This is a genomic window from Cryobacterium zhongshanensis (assembly GCF_022760445.1).
In the GTDB taxonomy this organism is placed as follows: Bacteria; Actinomycetota; Actinomycetes; order Actinomycetales; family Microbacteriaceae; genus Cryobacterium; species Cryobacterium algoricola.
This window is the reverse complement of sequence record NZ_JALGAR010000007.1, coordinates 135,722-153,622: the sequence shown is the minus strand read 5'-3', so window position 1 is coordinate 153,622 and position 17,901 is coordinate 135,722. Positions and strand designations below refer to the sequence as shown.

At 69.2% G+C, this 17,901-nt stretch carries 18 protein-coding genes and 2 riboswitches; of the genes, 9 read left to right on the top strand and 9 right to left on the bottom strand.

The window, feature by feature from the left end; genetic code table 11:
• Positions 1–585: HNH endonuclease signature motif containing protein (locus tag MQH31_RS19090; RefSeq protein ID WP_243013362.1), on the top strand; the 585-nt coding region annotated here is incomplete at its 5' end.
• Positions 586–638: 53 nt separating this feature from the next.
• Here MQH31_RS19090 and MQH31_RS19085 read toward each other — a convergent pair.
• From MQH31_RS19085 to MQH31_RS19065, 5 genes are all read right to left on the bottom strand, one after another.
• Complete coding sequence (locus MQH31_RS19085; RefSeq protein ID WP_243013361.1) at positions 639–1,232, bottom strand: DUF2306 domain-containing protein; 594 nt, start codon at positions 1,230–1,232, stop codon at positions 639–641.
• Between the two features lie 242 nt (positions 1,233–1,474).
• Positions 1,475–1,726, bottom strand: a complete 252-nt coding sequence (locus MQH31_RS19080) for a DUF8691 family protein (protein ID WP_243013360.1) — start codon at positions 1,724–1,726, stop codon at positions 1,475–1,477.
• 34 nt (positions 1,727–1,760) lie between these two features.
• A complete protein-coding gene (locus MQH31_RS19075; protein ID WP_243013359.1) occupies positions 1,761–2,453 on the bottom strand; it encodes a hypothetical protein in 693 nt (230 codons plus the stop codon).
• Between the two features lie 128 nt (positions 2,454–2,581).
• On the bottom strand, positions 2,582–5,296 hold the full coding sequence (locus MQH31_RS19070) for a winged helix-turn-helix domain-containing protein (protein WP_243013358.1): 2,715 nt from the start codon (positions 5,294–5,296) through the stop codon (positions 2,582–2,584).
• Positions 5,297–5,344: 48 nt separating this feature from the next.
• On the bottom strand, positions 5,345–6,457 hold the full coding sequence (locus tag MQH31_RS19065; protein ID WP_243013357.1) for a DUF4407 domain-containing protein: 1,113 nt from the start codon (positions 6,455–6,457) through the stop codon (positions 5,345–5,347).
• 231 nt (positions 6,458–6,688) lie between these two features.
• Here MQH31_RS19065 and MQH31_RS19060 point away from each other — a divergent pair, with 231 nt between their 5' ends.
• On the top strand, positions 6,689–7,261 hold the full coding sequence (locus MQH31_RS19060) for an HhH-GPD-type base excision DNA repair protein (protein ID WP_243013356.1): 573 nt from the start codon (positions 6,689–6,691) through the stop codon (positions 7,259–7,261).
• A gap of 147 nt (positions 7,262–7,408) precedes the next feature.
• Here MQH31_RS19060 and MQH31_RS19055 read toward each other — a convergent pair whose 3' ends face one another.
• Positions 7,409–8,107 carry a hypothetical protein gene (locus MQH31_RS19055; protein WP_243013355.1) on the bottom strand — a complete coding sequence of 233 codons (699 nt, stop codon included), beginning with the start codon at positions 8,105–8,107 and terminating at the stop codon, positions 7,409–7,411.
• Between the two features lie 255 nt (positions 8,108–8,362).
• On the opposite strand from MQH31_RS19055, the gene MQH31_RS19050 reads away from it, so the two are divergent.
• Positions 8,363–8,791 carry a DUF1761 domain-containing protein gene (locus MQH31_RS19050; RefSeq protein ID WP_166792673.1) on the top strand — a complete coding sequence of 143 codons (429 nt, stop codon included), beginning with the start codon at positions 8,363–8,365 and terminating at the stop codon, positions 8,789–8,791.
• Between the two features lie 38 nt (positions 8,792–8,829).
• On the top strand, positions 8,830–9,195 hold the full coding sequence (locus MQH31_RS19045) for a zinc ribbon domain-containing protein YjdM (protein WP_134535520.1): 366 nt from the start codon (positions 8,830–8,832) through the stop codon (positions 9,193–9,195).
• Between the two features lie 14 nt (positions 9,196–9,209).
• Here MQH31_RS19045 and MQH31_RS19040 read toward each other — a convergent pair whose 3' ends face one another.
• A complete protein-coding gene (locus tag MQH31_RS19040; protein WP_243013354.1) occupies positions 9,210–10,652 on the bottom strand; it encodes an FAD-binding oxidoreductase in 1,443 nt (480 codons plus the stop codon).
• A gap of 212 nt (positions 10,653–10,864) precedes the next feature.
• Here MQH31_RS19040 and MQH31_RS19035 point away from each other — a divergent pair, with 212 nt between their 5' ends.
• Together MQH31_RS19035 and MQH31_RS19030 are read left to right on the top strand one after the other, a co-directional pair.
• On the top strand, positions 10,865–12,052 hold the full coding sequence (locus MQH31_RS19035; RefSeq protein ID WP_243013353.1) for a DDE-type integrase/transposase/recombinase: 1,188 nt from the start codon (positions 10,865–10,867) through the stop codon (positions 12,050–12,052).
• A 164-nt stretch (positions 12,053–12,216) separates the two neighbouring features.
• Positions 12,217–12,717: a PNPOx family protein gene (locus MQH31_RS19030; protein ID WP_243013352.1), complete on the top strand. Its 501-nt coding sequence runs from the start codon at positions 12,217–12,219 to the stop codon at positions 12,715–12,717.
• Between the two features lie 65 nt (positions 12,718–12,782).
• On the opposite strand, the gene MQH31_RS19025 is transcribed toward MQH31_RS19030, so the two are convergent.
• Positions 12,783–13,283: a DUF2231 domain-containing protein gene (locus tag MQH31_RS19025; RefSeq protein WP_243013351.1), complete on the bottom strand. Its 501-nt coding sequence runs from the start codon at positions 13,281–13,283 to the stop codon at positions 12,783–12,785.
• Positions 13,284–13,395: 112 nt separating this feature from the next.
• On the bottom strand, positions 13,396–13,746 hold the full coding sequence (locus MQH31_RS19020; RefSeq protein ID WP_134535528.1) for a LysR family transcriptional regulator: 351 nt from the start codon (positions 13,744–13,746) through the stop codon (positions 13,396–13,398).
• A 92-nt stretch (positions 13,747–13,838) separates the two neighbouring features.
• Between MQH31_RS19020 and MQH31_RS19015 the strand changes: the two genes are divergently transcribed.
• From MQH31_RS19015 to gcvT, 3 genes are all read left to right on the top strand, one after another.
• A complete protein-coding gene (locus tag MQH31_RS19015) occupies positions 13,839–15,503 on the top strand; it encodes an ABC-F family ATP-binding cassette domain-containing protein (RefSeq protein ID WP_243013350.1) in 1,665 nt (554 codons plus the stop codon).
• A 191-nt stretch (positions 15,504–15,694) separates the two neighbouring features.
• A complete protein-coding gene (locus MQH31_RS19010; protein WP_166792674.1) occupies positions 15,695–16,282 on the top strand; it encodes an LON peptidase substrate-binding domain-containing protein in 588 nt (195 codons plus the stop codon).
• A gap of 124 nt (positions 16,283–16,406) precedes the next feature.
• A riboswitch (glycine riboswitch) is annotated at positions 16,407–16,502 on the top strand.
• A 1-nt stretch (position 16,503) separates the two neighbouring features.
• A riboswitch (glycine riboswitch) is annotated at positions 16,504–16,604 on the top strand.
• A 65-nt stretch (positions 16,605–16,669) separates the two neighbouring features.
• A complete protein-coding gene (gcvT, locus tag MQH31_RS19005; protein WP_243013349.1) occupies positions 16,670–17,797 on the top strand; it encodes a glycine cleavage system aminomethyltransferase GcvT in 1,128 nt (375 codons plus the stop codon).
• The last annotated feature ends 104 nt before the right edge of the window (positions 17,798–17,901 follow it).

Sequence of the window (17,901 nt, the reverse complement as noted above, 5' to 3'; positions counted from 1 at the left end):
GTGACCGTCCCCGTGCTGACTCTCCTCGGGAAGAGTGAGGAACCGGGCTATCTGGCCGGGTACGGGCCGATCGACCCCGACACCGCGAGGCGCCTGGCGGCGGGGGCGCCGAGTTTCACCCGGCTACTCACCCACCCGGAAACCGGGGTCGTGCTCTCCATGGGACGCGACACCTACAAAGTCCCGGTCGCGCTCAAGAAGTGGCTCGAGGTGCGGGATGAAACCTGCACCTTCCCCGGCTGCCGCCGCTCCGCGAAACGCTCCGACGTGGACCAAAGCGTCGAATGGCAACACGGCGGGCAGACCGACGCGATGAACCTCGCCCACCTGTGCCCGTATCACCACGCGGTCAAGAGCTACACCCGGTGGACACCTCGGCACCTCGGCGACGGTCGCATCGAATGGACCTCACCGGCCGGGTACCGCTACATCGTCGAACCCTCCGCCGACATGAGACCACCCAAACATCCCAAACCCGCACCGAAACCACCGGCCCCGGCCGTGGACGTCTGGAACCTCAACCCCAAACCAAACGAACCCAACGACCCCGAACCCAACGACCCCGACAAACCAAGCCCGTTCTAGAACTCTCCAGAGCTGGGAGCGTTCTGTCCGGCGAACGTCTGAGGCGATGCTGTCTAGCCTCGGCGATGACGCCGACTGTGGATGAGGTACTCGGCGACCGCGAGGTTCAGGACCCAGGCAGCACCCATCAGGACGGCGCGGGAGGGCTCGTCCTTCGCCCCGAAGAGGATCGCTCCCGGGATGAGGAGCAGGGCCTGGGTACCGGCGGCGACGGCGATCGCGTAGGCACGCGTCATCCACTCGGCGTGCCTGATGAAATCGCGGCGCACGATCGCGCGAATACCGAGCACGAGGCATACGGCCATCGCCGACCCGAAGACGAGCCGGATCACGCCGAGGGCTATGCCGTCACCGGGCGGGTGCGGGTAGAACGCCACCATCCACAGGCCGGAGAGCGCGGAGAGCAGGCCGGCGGGGATGAGGACCCGACCCGCCACGCGGTGCCACCTGCCCGCCCCGCGCCGCAGGGCGGGAACGAACTGGAAGGCACCGAGGAGGCAGAAGACGGTCACGCTCACGATGTGCGTGATGACCGGCACGGGGGAGTCGAGGAACCGGGCGTTGTCCTCTGTGGCGGCGGCGCCCCCGGTCAGTTCGGTGAGGCGCGCGGCCCCGGCGAGGATCGGAATGAGGCTGAGCAGGATCAACCCGGCCGGTGCGACCCACTGCCGCCGGTTGGCCCGCGCCCGTGTCCGGGTACGAGCACCGCCTGGGACCGCAGCAGGAGGCCTGACTGCTGACGCCGCGTTGTGAGTCGCCGCGTCTCGCGTCGCCCTGTCGTTGGACTCTTTATCGCGTGTCTCTCCGTCGTGTGTCGACATATCTGGTGACGCCGTGGCGTCTGTCAGCCTGTCTCGGGTCGCCGCGTCTCGTGTGATCCTTTCTCTGGTCATCGGTCGGCCCTCGTCAGGACGTTGACCGAGATCAACGTGGCCCCCAGATCACCGACCCGTCTCAGCAACCCGTGCAACGCGGCCTGGTCCACGACCGTGCCGGTGAGGGCCGTTGTCCCGTCGTTCCTCTCGGTCAGCCGGAAGCCGTCGAACCAGTCGGTCCAGCCGGCATCCAGCTGCCCCTGGAGTCGAATCTCGTACGTGTCGAATTCACCGCACCCGGGTGGGGTCACGTGTTCATTCTTCATGTCATTCCTCCTGGGTCGCCCCGGCGAATCCGGGTCAGACCGTCGGCGTCGTGTCGAGGCGAGCGCCGGCGGTGGTGGCCAGCTCGGGTGCCGCAGTCGTCCGCAGGTTCGTCCAGAGGGAGTATCCGAGCCAGATCAGAGCCAGGCCCATCGGGATCGCGGCCATCCGCTCGAGTGCATGCGGGAGAAGGGCGCCTGCGATGGGCGTCACGGCCGCTGCGACGATCAACAGGATGCCGGCGCCGCGAGACAGCACACGGGCACGGAGGATGGATATGCCGAACAGCAGCGCTCCGACGACGTAGAGCAGGCCGCCGACCTGGGGGAGCGCCGCGAGAGGGCCGAGGTCGTTCACGGCCGGGTAACGGCCGAACAGGCCGACGATGTCCACGGCGAGCTGGGGGGCTGCCGTCGCGACGAGCGGCGCGATGAGGGCTTCGGTGAAGTTGAAGGAGGCCTGCAGGATGAAGAAGAATCCGAACATCAGGTAGGCGATCAGGCCGAGCATCCCGAACTTCTGCACCTGCCGCAGGTAGATTCCGGTGAGGCCGATCATGCCGAGGACGGCCATTCCGAAGCTGAGGACGTGCACGGTGATCCACATCTGGGTGGCGAGCGAGGCGACGACGTCGGCGGGGTGGATGAATTGGATGACGATGTAGATGAGCCCGGAGAGTGCGGCCGCTCCGGCGGCCGCGCGGGTGAGGGTGGATGGCGTGATGCTCATGAGTCGCTCCGATGTTCTGTGTGACCCAGGCGGTTGCCTGAAGACACCCTGAATCTAGGGAGACATGTGATGACGGGGCATCACCCTGGTTGGTGATCTGTGTGGTGATAACAGCACCGCAGCACCGATTAGACGAGGCCGAGCCCTTCAGCGCGACGGATCGCATCCGCCCGGCTGGTGACCTCGAGTTTGCCGAAGATATGCCGGGTGTGGGTGCGCAGGGTGTTCACCGAGACGTACAGTTCGCGGGCGATTTCCGGCCCGCTCAACTCGGTCGCCAGCAGCCTGAGCACGTGCAGCTCCCGTTCGCTCAGCGCATCGGCGAGCGGCCGGGCGGATGCCCGCGGATCTTCCTCCTGCACGAATGCCTGGCCGAGGCGGCGGGTATAGGCAGGGGTGATTCCCTCGGCGGCGGCCGTGCGGAGCAGGGCGGCCATCGGCGCACCCTCGTCCAGGAAGAGCCGCAGGTATCCCTCCGGTTCGGCCTGGGCCAGCACACGAGCGAGCGGGCGGAGCGCCAGGTCGGTGTGGCCGGCCGCCGCGTGGGCCATCGCCTGCAGGACCAGGATTTCATTCACCCGACCGGCGCGACCACCGGCATCCGCGGCGGAGAGCAACCGGTCGAGCAGGCCCACTGCGGCATCGAGGGAGCCGGCCCGTGGGTCGGACGCGTACCGTGCGATCGAGAGCCTCGCGAGCGTGAGGTGGTCGAACTCGCGCAGGTACGTCGGCGCATCCGTCGTCGCGAGCCCCTGGCTGTCTGCCCAGCCCTGGGCGTCACCGAGGCGTCCCTGCCTGATCCAGATCCGGGCCTTCAGCGCGGCCAGCGGGCGCACCTCCGGGAAGAACCCGGGCCGGTACAGCTGCTCCGCGGCGCCGAGCGCGTCAACGGCGTCCTCGAGTCGCCCCTCCGCCTCGTCGATCCGGGACATCGCCGCGAACCAGCGATACCGGTTTTCGGGTAGGGACGCCCGCTCGCCGAGTGCCTGGCTCACCAGCAGCTGCTCCCGGGCGGCGGGCAGGTCGGAGCGTTCACGAAGGAGCTCACTGACGGCGACGTGCAGGTCTGCCGTCGACTGGGGAACCGGCTCTCCCTGGTCCGCCGCGAGCCGCAGGGCATCCTCGCAGGCGCGCTGCGCGTCCCGCAGCCGTCCCTGCTGGATGAGGAGGTCGGCCATCACGATCGTGGTGCCGAGCATGTCGGCCAAGTTTCCGGACCGACGGAGGCTCGAGGCGACCTCGCCGAACGCGTCGACCGCGGCGCCGAGGTCACCGACAGCCCAGGACGCCAGTCCGAGGAAACCGGCCGCCGCACCGCGCCCGAAGTGGTCATCGGGGCCGGTGAGATCGAGCGCCCGTCGCGCCTGCGTCTGGGTTTCAGCGACGTCGCCCCGCGCCTGCGCGACGGCGGCCCGGTACAGGGCGATCGTGACGGGGAGGATCCGGAGTTCCTCGCCGGTCGCGGAGTCGTGGGCCGGCGTGCCATCGTCCGTCGTCGCGCCGAGCGCGCGCTCCGCGTCCGCCAGCAGGGGTTCGACAGCATCCACTTCACCGGACACGAGCAACGACCAGGCGCGATAGACACCCAGAACGGGCCGACGGGCGATGATGTCGCCCGGAAGCACGGCGAGCCAGCCGAGCAGGGTCGCATCCTGCCTGCTCTTGCGCACGCCGGGGACCGTCGACTCGATGACCCGGGCGGCCCGCCCGAAATCGCCGGCGGCGAGGGCATGGGCGACCGCATCTTCCGGCAGCCCATTCTGTTCGAACCATCCGCTCGCGCGTCGGTGCAGGTCCGGTACCCGCTCAGGACCGTCAGCGAGCACCCGAGCGGTCAGCACGTCGGCGAAAAGGTGGTGATAGCGATACCACTCGCGACGGTCGTCCAGGGGAACGACGAAGAGGTTGTCCCGCTCGAGGGCTGCGAGCATCTCGCCGCTGTCGGTGCGACCGGTGACCGCATCGCAGAGGCGAGCGCTCAACCGGCCGAGGATCGCGGTATCGAACAGGAAGCCGCGGACGTGATCGGGCTGGCGCTGCAGCACTTCTTCGGCGAGATAGTCGATCACGAACCGGTGGCTGCCGGTGAAGCCCTGGATGAAACCGCCGACATCCGAGCGGTCCCGCATGGACAGTGCCGCCAGTTGGAGGCCTGCGATCCAGCCCTCCGTCCGGGCCTCGAGGGCGGCGACGTGGGCGGGGGAGAGCTCCAGGTGCATGACCTCGTTGAGGAACGCTGCGGCTTCAGCGGGAGTGAAGCGCAGGTCCGCGGCCCGCAGCTCGGTCAGCTCGCCCCGCGCGCGCAGCCTGGCCAGCGGCAGGAGCGGGTCGGAACGACTCATGATGGCCAGATGCAGGTTCGGTGGTGAGTGATCGATCAGGAAAGCGAGCCCCTCGCGGATCGTGCTGTCCTCGATGAGGTGGACGTCGTCGAGGACCAGGATCATCGGGTGCTGCGCTGCGGCGACGTCGTTGATGAGCGCGGCCATCGTGTCCTCGATCGACGAGAGCGGGAGTGCGTGCGCATCCGCGGCGACCGAGGGATCGGCGCGGTGCAGGGCCGCGATGAGATAGGTGAGGAATCGGGAGGGGTCGTTGTCGCTCGCGTCGAGCGAGAGCCAGGCGACCTGGGCGCCGGGTGAACCGTCCCGGGCATCGGCGATCCACTGGCTCGCCAGCGTGGTCTTGCCGAATCCGGCCGGCGCCGACAGGAGAGTCGCGCGGTGACCGGCGCGGAGCCCCTCCCACACACGCTCGAGGAGTCGAGGGCGGGAGACGGCGTTCGGGCGGGGCGAGGGGATGAAGAGCTTCGTGGCCAGAACGGGCAGGGACGATTCGCTCATTCGCTCATCAGAGCACCTCGGCGGGCTTTCGGCAACAGCGGCCCCGCGTCACGCGGCGGGCACGGCGGCGGCAGTGAGCGCCTCGATGTCCGCATAGAGTCGTTCCACTTCCGCGCGCTCGACCGGGGCTGCGGCTTCGGCGGCGTCGAGTTCGCCCTGACGCCGCGCCTGGTCGGCCTCCGTCGTCGCGAATTCGGCCAGCCTGCCGGCGAGATAGCTGCCGTACGGCTCACGGCCCGCTGTGCCGTCGGAGTCGGCGACGTAGGTGCGGGCGCGGACCTCCGGGGAGAGGGCGTTGTACTCATCGGCCTGCCCGTTGTACCAGGCGCGGTCGGCGGCCAGTTGCGCGCGGTCGGCCTGCAACTGCGCGCTCGCGTCAGCGTTCGCCTGTTCCCGGACGGTGAGGGCATCCGCTTTCGCGCTGTAGTCGGCCTGGAGTCCGTCCCAGAGGGCGCGGTCGGCGTCGTGGATCGCGACGAGCGCACCGCGGTCGCGGAAATAGGGGGCGTAGTACGCCTCGAGGGCCGGGTCGACCGCATCGGCGATCTCGGTTCCGAAATACGCGAATTCTTCGGTGGACCGGTTCTCGGCCGCCGACCCCACCGAAGAATCGACGCTCGCCTGAATCGGGTCGTCCGCCGCAATGGTGGACCAGCGCGCGTCGAGGAGCGCGTCGAGGCGCGCCTGTTCACCGGATGTGAGCCGGGCATACGCGGCGTGCAGAAACTCGTGGGCGGCCGTCACCGCGATCTGGTCGGCCAGCCGGGCGTCGCTGGGGCGGAAGACGGCTATCCGTCCGAAGTGCTCCCCGAGACCGTAGAAGCACCCGACGGTCGCGAAGTCGCCGTGGACGGTCCCATCCGGGGTCCCGTCGCAGGCCTTGCGAAAATCACCGCTGTCGAGGAGCTGCGGACGAGTGGCCAGGAAGATGTCCCTGCCTTCGTCACTGAACCCGATTCGGTCGGCGATCTGCGCGAGATCCGCCGGGAGCGAGTACGGTGCGATACCCGCGAGCGGGCTCGATGGGAGGTAGGTGGCGGCCAACGTCACACCGGCGACGGTCCCGAGCACGATTCCGAAGACGGTGCCCCGCAGCCGCCACCGGGGCGGTCGCCGCACCGGGCGCGGGGCCCAGCCGGAGTCGGATTCGAAGAGCGTCACCCGCGGAGTATGACACGCGCGCGTGAACCAAGGGGCATCCGCTCCGGTCGGACCGCCCCGCCGGCCCCGAAGGCGGGGTACCGTCGCCGCCGCGCCCGACACGGCAGCCCGCGCCTGCCGTTTCGGGCGCGGCCTGCCGAAGCGGGCGCGGCGGCGGTGCTGCTGCCGCCGGTGCCGGCACTCACGCGGTCCGTCCGCGCGGGTCTGCCCTGCCGGTGCCACAATGGCCGCATGATGCTGCACCTCACCGGCGACGACGCCGCAGACGCCCTGCTCAGCGAAGACCCGTTCGCCCTCCTGGTCGGGATGCTCCTGGACCAGCAGGTGCCGATGGAGACGGCGTTCGCCGGGCCGGCCAAGATCCGGGACCGGATCGGCACCCTGGACCCGGCGACCATCGCGGCATTCGACGCCGATTCCTTCGTCGGAGTCTTCCGGGCGACGCCGGCCGTGCACCGCTTTCCCGGCTCGATGGCCGGACGGGTGCAGGCGCTCGCCGAGGTCGTCGCGCGGGACTGGAACGGCGACGCCTCCTTGATCTGGACATCGGGGACCCCGAACGGCACCGAGGTGCTCCGCCGGCTCAGGATGCTGCCCGGCTTCGGCGAGCAGAAGGCGAAGATCTTCCTGGCCATCCTTGGGAAACGGTTCGCTCTCGCAGCACCGGGCTGGCAGGACGCCTCGGCGCCATACGGGCAGGACGGCTCGCACGCATCCGTTGCCGACATCGTCGACGCCGAATCGCTCGCGCGGGTACGCGAGACCAAGCGCGCGGCCAAGGCGGCCGCGAAGACGAAGGCCTAGCCTCGCCGCTGCCGCCGCTGCCGACGCTGCGGACGATGTGGATATTCCGGATGCTGCAGACGTTCCGGACGCTGCAGACGTTCCGGACGCTGCAGACGTTCCGGCGGGCGGATGCCGCTGCACGGCCGAACCCGTGTCAGCAGGAGATCAGCAATAGAACTTGCCGAGGCCGGCGGGGGCCGCGATCGCGGACAGGACTCCCCCCCGCCCGACCAGGGCGGCGCCGCCGTACGGCTTGTCCTCCGCGGTCCGGCCGGCGACCTCGAAGACGAGGGGACCGGTGCCGTCCTGGTATTCGTCGATCTTCTGGTCGGCGGGGAGGGCGGCGGCGCTCGCGGAGACATCCGTGCCGACGACGAGCCCGGTGCTGGATTGAACGGTCAGCCCGGTGTCGCCGACCTGCGCGGAGCGGGCCTGGACGGTCCAGGTGTAGAGCGGCGGGTTCTCGGTGTCCGGAACGTCGACGAGGAACCCGGCGGCCCAGGTGTACGTGGTTGCCGCTCCCGAGCAGCCGGTCTCGGGATCGGTGCGGGCCACGGTCGGTGCGACGCCGATCGCAGCGGAGAGGAAGGCGACCATGGCCGGGGCGCCGCCCGAATACGGGGTCGTTGCGATCGTCGTGCCGGTCGCGTCGATGGTGCTGACGGCGAGCGCGCCGATCGAGAGGTGGACGGCCCTCGCCGCGGCGGTGGGCGTGGGGGTGGGAGTGGCCATCGCAGGGGAGGGGGACGGTGTCGCCATCGGGGACGAACCGGCGGCGGTACCCCCGGTGGCCGGCCCGGCGCATCCGCTCAGCAGGAGCGCGGCAGTGAAAGCTGCAGCAAGCAACAGAACCGGACGTCTCATCGTGCATCCCCCAATATGGGGAAGATGGAAATCGCCCCTGACCACCATCTTCGCACTTTGCGTCTCCGTTGTCACCGACCGTGAGACCCCGAGCGACCGAGAATCGCCGTTTCGGCCGAGAATCGCCGGCGGAACGGGCGAACTCGGCGTGAACGGCGATTCTCGAAGGCGGTTGCGGCCGGCGGCGGCTAGCCGCGGACATCCGCTTGTCGATACAGTCGAATTCTTCGCACCGGCCGACCGATTGGAACGATCGTGGACCTGACCCACCTCAACTGGCTGGCCATTCTCGCCGCCACCGTCGCGGCCTTCATCGCGGGCGGCATCTGGTTCGGCCCGAAGACGTTCTTCCCGGTCTGGTGGAAGCTGATGGGCAAGGACCCGGCGGCGGTGCCCGGGGCCGGCAGCAACATGGCCGTCGTCTTCGGCTCGACGGCCGTCGCCGCGTTTGTCGAGGCCGTGAGCGTCGCCGTCGTGATCTCCTTCGTCGCGCCGGCCACTCCCGGTTTCGGCCCGCTGCAGGGCGCACTCACCGGCTTCCTGCTCGGCATCGGGCTCGCCGCGGCCTCATCGCTCTCGCACCGGCTCTTCGCCGGGGTCGGGTTCCGGGTCTGGCTGATCGAGGTGTCGAGCGACGTGCTCAACCTCACGATCATGGGCCTGATCATCGGCAGCTGGCGCTGAACGATGGGGCCGCGACCACGCTCGACTACTGTGAGGAAGTGACCGATACCCTGCCCCTGTGCCCCGAATGCTCCAGCGACCTCGCATACGAGATGGGCGCACTCCTCGTCTGCCCGCTGTGCGGGCACGAGTGGGCCGCGGCCGACGCGACCGCGACGAGCGACCCGGGCGAGGCATCCGCCGAGCGCGTGATCACGGATGCCTTCGGGACCGTTCTCGCGGACGGCGACACCGTGACCGTGATCAAGGACCTCAAGGTCAAGGGCAGCTCAGGCGTGGTGAAGGTCGGTACGAAGGTGCGGGGAATCCGCCTGGTCGACGGCGTCGGCGACCACGACATCGACTGCAAGATCGACGGCGTCGGAGCGATGCAGCTGAAGTCGAGTGTGGTCAAGAAGGCCTGACCCGACGACGACAGTCAGTCCTCGACGCTCGTGACGCCTCCCTGCTGCGCCCCCGGCGCCCGGGTGCCGGCCGACCGGGCATCGACGCGGGGACCGATGTTCTGGTTGACGCGGAACACGTTGTCCGGGTCGTATGCGGCTTTGACCTCGGCGAGCCGCGCATAGTTCGGGCCGTAGTTCTGCTGGATCCTGGCCTGATCGTCGGCGTCCATGAAGTTGATGTAGCCGCCGGGCTCGGCGAAGGGGTGCAGCGCCTCCCAGTACTCCCGCACCCAGCGGATGTTCGCCGCATTGTCCGCGGGGTCGTGCCACATCCCGGCGATGACCGGCGCGAAGTCCACGTTCCGGTAGGCGAACGCCGTCGCGCCCGGCGCGACCCGCTGCACGGCACCGTCGATCGGGTAGTAGTGGTTCGCGGACTCCATACTCGGCACCCGGCTCCCGAAGTCGACGGCGACCCGCAGCGCGTCGTCGCTCAGCGAGGCGAGGAAGTCCGCCTTCCAGTACGCCTGCATGCCCTTCGGCAGCATCGGGTCGAAAAGGCCGTTCAGTACGGGGTACGGGAGCGGTCCGACAAAGGAACCGGCGACGGGCGCGGCGTCGAGGATCGGCTGCCAGCGCTTCTCGCCCTCGTCGAGAGGGCCGGTCCAGGCGCCGACGATGACGCAGACGGGTGTGCCGTGCCACTGCTCGGGCAGGAACGGCACGGGCGGCCCCTGGTGGAAGCCGAGGAACACGCCGAATTCCTCGGGGGCACTCGCGATGAAGTCCCGGTAGAAACGGCCGACGGTCTCTGCCTCCGCGGCAGGGTAGATCACTAGGCCCCCATAGATCGTGTCGACAGGATGCAGCCGGAATTCGAGCGAGGTGACGACTCCGAAGTTGCCGCCGCCGCCACGCAGGGCCCAGAACAGGTCCGCGTTCTCGGTCTCACTCGCGACCAGGAACCGCCCGTCCGCGGTCACGACATCGGCGGAGAGCAGGTTGTCGCAGGACAGGCCGTACTGCCGCGAGAGGTACCCGATTCCGCCGCCGAGGGTGAGCCCGGACACGCCCGTCGAGCCGATGATCCCGCCGGTCGTCGCGAGGCCGAAGGCGTGGGTCGCGTGGTTGAAGTCCGCCCAGGTCGCCCCGGCCGCCGAGCGGGCTGTTTCCGTGGCCGGGTCCACCCGGACCCCGGTCTGGCCAGTGAAATCGATGACGAGACCGCCGTCGACCGTGCCGAAGCCCGGGGCGCTGTGCCCACCGCCGCGAATCGCGACGGGGAGCTCGTGCTCCCTGGCGAAGGCGACGCTCGTCATCACGTCGGCGACCTGCGACGGCCTGACCACGACGGCCGGGTGCCGGTTGATCATCCCGTTGTAGACCGCTCTCGCGTCGTCGTACCCGGGGTCGTCCGGGCCGACCACGGATCCGCGGATTTGTTGGCGCAAAGAGTCAAGGGTGAAGGGTGCCATGATTCCTCCTTTGGACGGCATGCCCGGAACCCGTCCGAGCCCTCACGGCGTCTGTAATACACCCGTAGTCGCTCGCGGTCAAGTCTTCGCGTTGACTCATAGAAAACCTCCGCGTAGGTGCATTCATTGCCTCAGTAGAAAGCCTTCGTTTCCGGCGTGGGTTTCTGGCTCGGTGGTGGATGTGGGTTACGCCCGTTTCTATGGAGCTGACGATGACGCAACGGCAGGCTGTGACGAAGGAGAAGGCGCTCGCGTATCGGAGCGCTGACCGTGCGGGCAAGTCCCGGATCTTGACCGAAGTGGTGGAGCTGACGGGCTGGCATCGCGACTACGCGCGGGCGGCGTTGCGTGACGCGTTGGCGTTGAAGGTCGTCAAGCCCAGGCCGGGGCGGGCACCGACGTATTCGCCGGCGTTGACGCGGGCGCTGATCACGTGTTGGAAGGTGTTGCGGGCGCCGGCTGGCAAGCGGCTCGCGCCGATGCTGGGAGTGTTGGTGCCGTTGCTGCGGCGTGATGGCGACCTCGATATCAGCGACGAGGAAGCGGCGCTGCTGGTGCGGATGAGTGCGGCCACGATCGACCGCCGGTTGGCGCCGGAGCGGGCGAAGATCGCGTTGCGGGGACGGTCGCATACCAAGCCGGGGACGCTGTTGAAGTCGCAGATCCCGATCCGGACCTGGGCCGATTGGGATGACGCGGTGCCGGGGTTCGTGGAGATCGACTTGGTCGGCCACGAGGGCGGCAACGCGTCGGGTCAGTTCTGTTTCACCCTGACTGTGACTGACATCTGCACGGGTTGGACGGTGAACAGGTCCGTCCAGAACAAGGCCGAAAAGTGGGTGTTCGAGGCGTTGCAACACGTGATGGCGGTGTTCCCGTTCCCGATCATCGGGATCGACTCGGACAACGGGTCGGAGTTCATCAATGATCACCTGTTCCGGTATTGCCGTGAGCATCAGATCACGTTTACCCGGTCCAGGCCCCGCCACAGCAACGACGGTGCTCACGTCGAGCAGAAGAACTGGACCCACGTGCGCGAACTGGTGGGTTATCTCCGCTACGACACGGCATCCGAACTCGCCAAGCTCAACGAGATCTGGGAGCTGGACCGGGAGTTCACGAACTACTTCCTGCCCCAGCAGAAACTCGTGTCCAAACAGCGTCACGGCGCGAAAGTCACGAAGAAGTACGACACCGCGACCACTCCACACCACCGCGCCATCAGCCACGAGACGATGCGCAAACGCCCGATCATCCAGATGAACGCGCAGTTCAAACGCATCAAGCCCGGAGCCCTGTCCCGCCAGATCCTGGCCCTCACCGGCGAGCTCGAAACGATGGCCCTGGCCAAGCGACCCGCCGAGCGCAAACCCACCGTGAACTACTCCTTCACCCACTGACTACGCGGAGCTTTCCAGTTGAGGCAATGAATCAGCTTCCCGGAGGTATTGACATGAGGCAATAGGGTCTTCGGGGGCAGCCCTCGTTTGTCGCAGGCGTGCGTTCCGTCGGGGTCTTCCGCCCGGGTTTTCCGACGGGCCGGACAACCGCCTAGGTTCGCTGCATGACCAGATCCCGGCTGCCATTGCCTGTCGTCAGAATGGTTCAGATCGTCGGAGGTGCTGCGCTCGTCCTGCTGACCGCCGGAACCCTCATGATCACGGTGTTCCGCACGAAGTGGCCCCCCGCGATCGATGCGATCCGCCGGTTCAACCGAACGGTGCTCAATCCCGCGATGCTGCGAAAAGCCGGGTCGAAGAACTGGTACGCCTCGGTGGTCCACCACGTGGGCCGAAAGTCGGGCAGGCAGTACGCGACGCCCGTCGTCACTGAGGCGGTGGGTGACCGCCTGTATATTCCGCTGCCGTACGGCGCCCGGACGGAAGGGTCCGAGAACGTGCTCGCGGCCGGCGGGTGCACGATCGAGAGCCAGGGCGAACGCATCGAAGCCACCAGCCCCGTCATCGTGCCGGCGGAGGAGGCATCCGCTGTCCTCTCAGCGCGGTCCCGCCGGGTGCTGCGCCTCTACGGCATCGACTCGTATCTGCGCCTCGATCGGGCCTGACCCTCAGCCCGTTCGTGGAGATACGCGGGGTCTCGCGGGTTCGAGGCCTTCGCTGTTCGAGGTTCCTACTTCGTGCTGCCGATGACCGGTGCCCACACGGCCTGGGCTCCGGTGTCGCCGACGATGACGACAGAGACGACGGAGCCGACGGCGCTGACGGCGACCGCGACCGCGAGGACAACGGTCAGGACGGTGCGGGTGGCGGGGGTGGCAATCCGCGCGGCGTACTTCTGTCCCGGCCCGAAATAGCGGAACCACACCCACTGGGCCGCCGCGACGAGGAAGAGTCCGAAGATCCAGAACCGCACGCTTCCGCCGATGGCGACGTGCGCTCCGCTCAGTGCGGTCGGCGTGATCACCTCGGCGAGGGCCTCACCGGCCTCCACGGTCAGGATGGTCGCCCCGAGCGCGACGAACGCGAGCAGCGGCGTCACGATGCCGAGCCGGCGCCTGGCCGTCGGCCAGACCAGGGTCAGGATCGTGCAGAGGGCGGCGAGGGGGATCAGGATCACGCTTGCGTGCACGAGAAGGGGGTGCAGGGGAAGTCCGGCGATCACCCAGTTCATGCTGTAGCCATCCGCTGGATAGACGCTGAGTCGATGTGCCGTGGTTCTCTGATGATCGTGCCCTTCCCGAGTGTGGACGAAGCCAGCCTATCGGCCGGGCGGGTCCCGTCGATCAGCGGGACTGGCGGCGTCCCTTGGGCTTCGGTGCTCCCTTGACCGCGGGCGCCCGGCCCTGGCCCTTGGAGGCCTTGGCCTTGCCGCCTGCTTTCGCCGGCTTCTGCGGGGCCGCTGCCGCAGTGGGCTTCCGCACCACGGGGCGCGCGACCTCGAGCAGCTCGAGTCCGGCGCTCGTCAGGGTGGGCACGTCGTCGACGGTGACGAACAGTTCGCCGCCCACCTCCTCCTCGAGCTTGCGGATGGAGATCAGCAGGGTGGCGCGGGTCATGTTGAGGGTCTTCGCCGCGGCACCCCAGTTGGTGGCTTCGGCGGTCGTGACGAAACGCCGGAGCAGGGTGGTGTCCACAAGAAAGCCCTTCGAACTGCCACCGTGCCGGTCACGGGGCAGTAACAGGCTACGCGGTGCCGGGAGAACAGGCGCAATGAGAACATGGAGCAATGACCGCAACGCTCGTGGCCAAGGGCCTCGCCGGCGGGTACGCGCACCGTACCCTTTTCGATTCGCTCGACCTCACCGTCGCGCCCGGCGACGTCGTCGGGGTGGTCGGAGTCAACGGTTCGGGCAAGTCGACGCTGCTGCGGCTGCTCTCCGGCCGGCTCGCCCCGCAGGCAGGCACCGTCGGCCTCTCCCCGGCGGATGCCTTCGTCGGCTGGCTGCCGCAGGAACCGGACCGCAGGCCGGGCGAATCGATCGCGGACTACATCGCCCGGCGTACCGGTTGCGCCGACGCGAGCCGTGACCTCGATGCCGCCGCCGCCCTGCTCGCCGGCGAGGCGCCCGCTGGGGCGTCCGGGGGAGACGACCGTGACCCCGGCGACGTCTACTCCGCTGCCCTCGACCGCTGGCTCGCGAGCGGTGCCGCCGACCTCGACGAACGGATGCCCGCCCAGCTCGCCGACCTCGGCCTCAGCCTCGCGGCCGACGCGGCGATGACGTCCCTCTCGGGCGGGCAGGCCGCCCGGGTGGGCCTCGCCGCCCTGCTGCTCAGCCGCTTCGACGTCGTGCTGCTCGACGAACCCACCAACGACCTCGACCTCGACGGCCTCGAACGGCTCGAGGCCTTCGTGCACGGGCTGCGGGGCGGAGTGGTGCTCGTCAGCCACGACCGGGAGTTCCTGGCCCGCTGCGTCACCCGCGTGCTCGAACTCGACCTCGCCCAGGGCGCCAACCGGGTCTTCGGCGGCGGCTACGATTCCTACCTCGAGGAGCGCGAGACCGACCGGCGGCACAAGCGCGAACACTACGAGGAGTTCGCCGAGAAGAAGGCCGACCTCGTGGGCCGGGCCCGCGTGCAGCGGGAGTGGTCGAGCCAGGGCGTCCGCAACGCGATGAAGAAGTCCCCGGACAACGACAAGATCCGGCGGAAGGCATCCGCTGAATCGAGCGAGAAGCAGGCGCAGAAGGTGCGGCAGATGGAGAGCCGGATCAAGCGCCTCGACGAGGTCGAGGAACCGCGCAAGGAATGGCAGCTCGACTTCACGATCGGCGAGGCGCCGCGGTCGGGAGCTGTCGTCGCGACCCTCAACGAGGCGGTGTTCAGCCGGGGCGGGTTCACTCTCGGGCCGGTGTCGCTCCAGGTCAACGCGGGGGAACGGATCGGCATCACCGGGCCGAACGGGGCGGGCAAGACGACCCTGCTCGGCGCCCTTCTCGGGCGCCTCGTTCCGGACAGCGGCACCGCGAGCCTCGGGTCGAGCGTGCGGATCGGCGAGATCGACCAGGCCAGGTCGCTGCTGCTCGGCCCCCGGCCGCTCGCCGAGGGCTTCGAGGAGCTCGTGCCCGACCTGTCGACCGCGGAGGTGCGCACCCTGCTCGCCAAGTTCGGGCTCAAGGCGGACCACGTCACCCGGCCGGCCGGTGAGCTGTCGCCGGGGGAGCGCACCCGTGCGGCCCTCGCCCTGCTCCAGGCCCGCGGCGTCAACCTGCTCGTGCTGGACGAGCCGACCAACCACCTCGACCTCGCCGCGATCGAACAGCTCGAGCAGGCCCTCGAGGGCTACGAGGGCACGCTGCTCCTGGTCACCCACGACCGGCGGATGCTCGCCACGGTCCACACGGACCGGCACTGGTCGGTCGCCGCGGGCCACGTCACGGAGTCCTGACCGCCCGCGCTCCCCGCATCCGCCCCGCCCGCATGTCGCCGCACGCCCGCGAGAGCGCACTTGTGGCCCTTAAACCCGGTGCCTAAGGGCACTTTTCGCGCTCTCGCGGGTGGGTGGGCGAGCGGATGCGCGGGGCGGGGGTTGGTGAGGGGGCGCGAGCGTGGTTGGGTGGGCGGGTGACCACTCTGCCGATGTTTCCGCTGGGATCTGTGCTCTTCCCGCACATGCCGCTGCACCTGCGCGTCTTCGAGCAGCGCTACCTGATCATGATGGCGCGGGTGCTCGACGCCGACGCCGCGGTCTTCGGCGTGGTGCTGATCGAGCGCGGCCAGGAGGTCGGCGGCGGCGAGCACCGGTTCGGGATCGGGACGGTTGCCAGGATCACGCAGCTCGAGGCCCCCGAGGGGTTCGTCGGCGTCGTCGCGCAGGGCGAGCGGCGCATCGAGGTGCTCGAGTGGCTCGACGACGACCCGCATCCGCAGGCGAGCGTCCGCGAGCTCGCCGAACTCGAGTGGGACGACGAACTGTTCCCGCTGCGGGAACGGGCCGAACGGGTCGTGCGCCGGGCCCTCGCGCTCGCGAGCGAATTCACCGAACAGCCCTGGGCTCCCGACGTCGAACTCTCCGGAGACCCGGCTGTCGCGGCCTGGCAACTCGCGGCGATCGCACCGGTCGGACCGCTCGACCAGGTCGAGCTGTTGCGGTCGGAGTCGATGGAGGCCCTGCTCACCCGAGTGATCGAGGTCACCGAGGCGGCCACAGACTCCTTCGGCGCCTGACCGGCCCGCAACCGAGGCCGGTCGGGCAGGCCGGAGCCGGTCGCTGGGGGACTCCGGCTGCTAAGCTGCTCGCGAAGCGGTTGCGCCCTGACGGGTGCGCCGTCCAACTGAATACCGGGCCGACATGGCCGATGCGGGAGAGTCCGGCGCCTCGGCGGCCGGACACCGAAGGAGCAATCCTCCCCGACAATCTCTCAGGTACTCGTACCGCATCGGACTGGCCACTCTGAAAAGTAGTCGCAGCACAGTGCGGCTCGCCCATGGTGAAAGTCACGTCCGACCAGGACGCGGCGAAGCTCTCAGGCCTGACGACAGAGGGGGAGTTCCCACGGGGTCTTTCGACCCCGAGAATCTCGCTCGGCCGCGGCCGACCTGCCTGGAGAACTCATGACCCCGGAACTGACCGAACGGTATTCCCCGCTGCACCAGGCGCACGTCGACGCCGGAGCCAGCTTCACCGACTTCGCCGGCTGGCAGATGCCGGTGCGCTACTCGAGCGATCTCGCCGAGCACCACGCGGTGCGCACCGCGGCCGGCCTGTTCGACCTCTCCCACATGGCCGAGATCCGGGTGAGCGGGGCGGATGCCGCGGCCTACCTCGACTACGCCCTCGCCGGAAAGCTCTCCGCGATCGCCCTCTTCCAGGCGAAGTACAGCCTGATCCTCAACGCGGCCGGCGGCATCGTCGACGACGTGGTCGTCTACCGCACCGGGGAGACCGAGTTCCTGGTGATCGCCAACGCCGGCAACCACTACCCGGCGCTCGAGGCCCTCACCAAGCGCGCGGCCCGCTTCGACGTGACCGTCACCGACGAGAGCGACGACACCGCCCTCATCGCCGTGCAGGGCCCGAACTCCCTCGCCATCCTGCAGGCGACCATCGGTCTCACGGCCACGGACGACCTCGCCGCCCTGCGCTACTACCGGGCGATGACGGGCACCTTCGGCGAGGTCCCCGTGTTGATCGCCCGCACCGGGTACACCGGGGAGGACGGCTTCGAACTGTACGTGCCCGTCGCCGAGGCGCTCGCACTCTGGAACGCCCTCACCGTTGCCGGCGCGGGCCACGGCCTCGTGCCCGCTGGCCTCGCGAGCCGCGACACCCTGCGCCTCGAGGCCGGGATGCCGCTCTACGGCCACGAGCTGAGCGTGGCGACCTACCCGGCCCAGGCCGGACTCGGCCGGGTCGTCAACCTCGCCAAGGAGACCGACTTCATCGGCCGCGCCGCGAGTGAAGAGGGTCCGCAGGCGGGGTCCGCCGTGCTCGTCGGTCTCGTGGCGGCGGGCAAGCGTGCCGGCCGCGCCTCCTACGACGTCTACCGCACCGCCGACGCGCACACCCCGGAGGGCATGATCACGAGCGGCGCCCTCTCCCCGACCCTGGGGCATCCGGTCATGATGGCGTACGTCTCGCCGTCGATCGCCCGGCTCGGCACCGAGGTCTTCGTCGACGTGCGCGGCACGCGCATCCCGGCGACCGTGACCGCACTCCCGTTCTACTCCCGCAAGCCCTGATCCCTGAAGCCCTGACCCCGCGGGCATCCGCCCACTCGCTCCCGCCGGCGAATCACGCCGGCACCCCACACCAGACGCACTGCCCGTTGTTCCGCCGAAAGGAC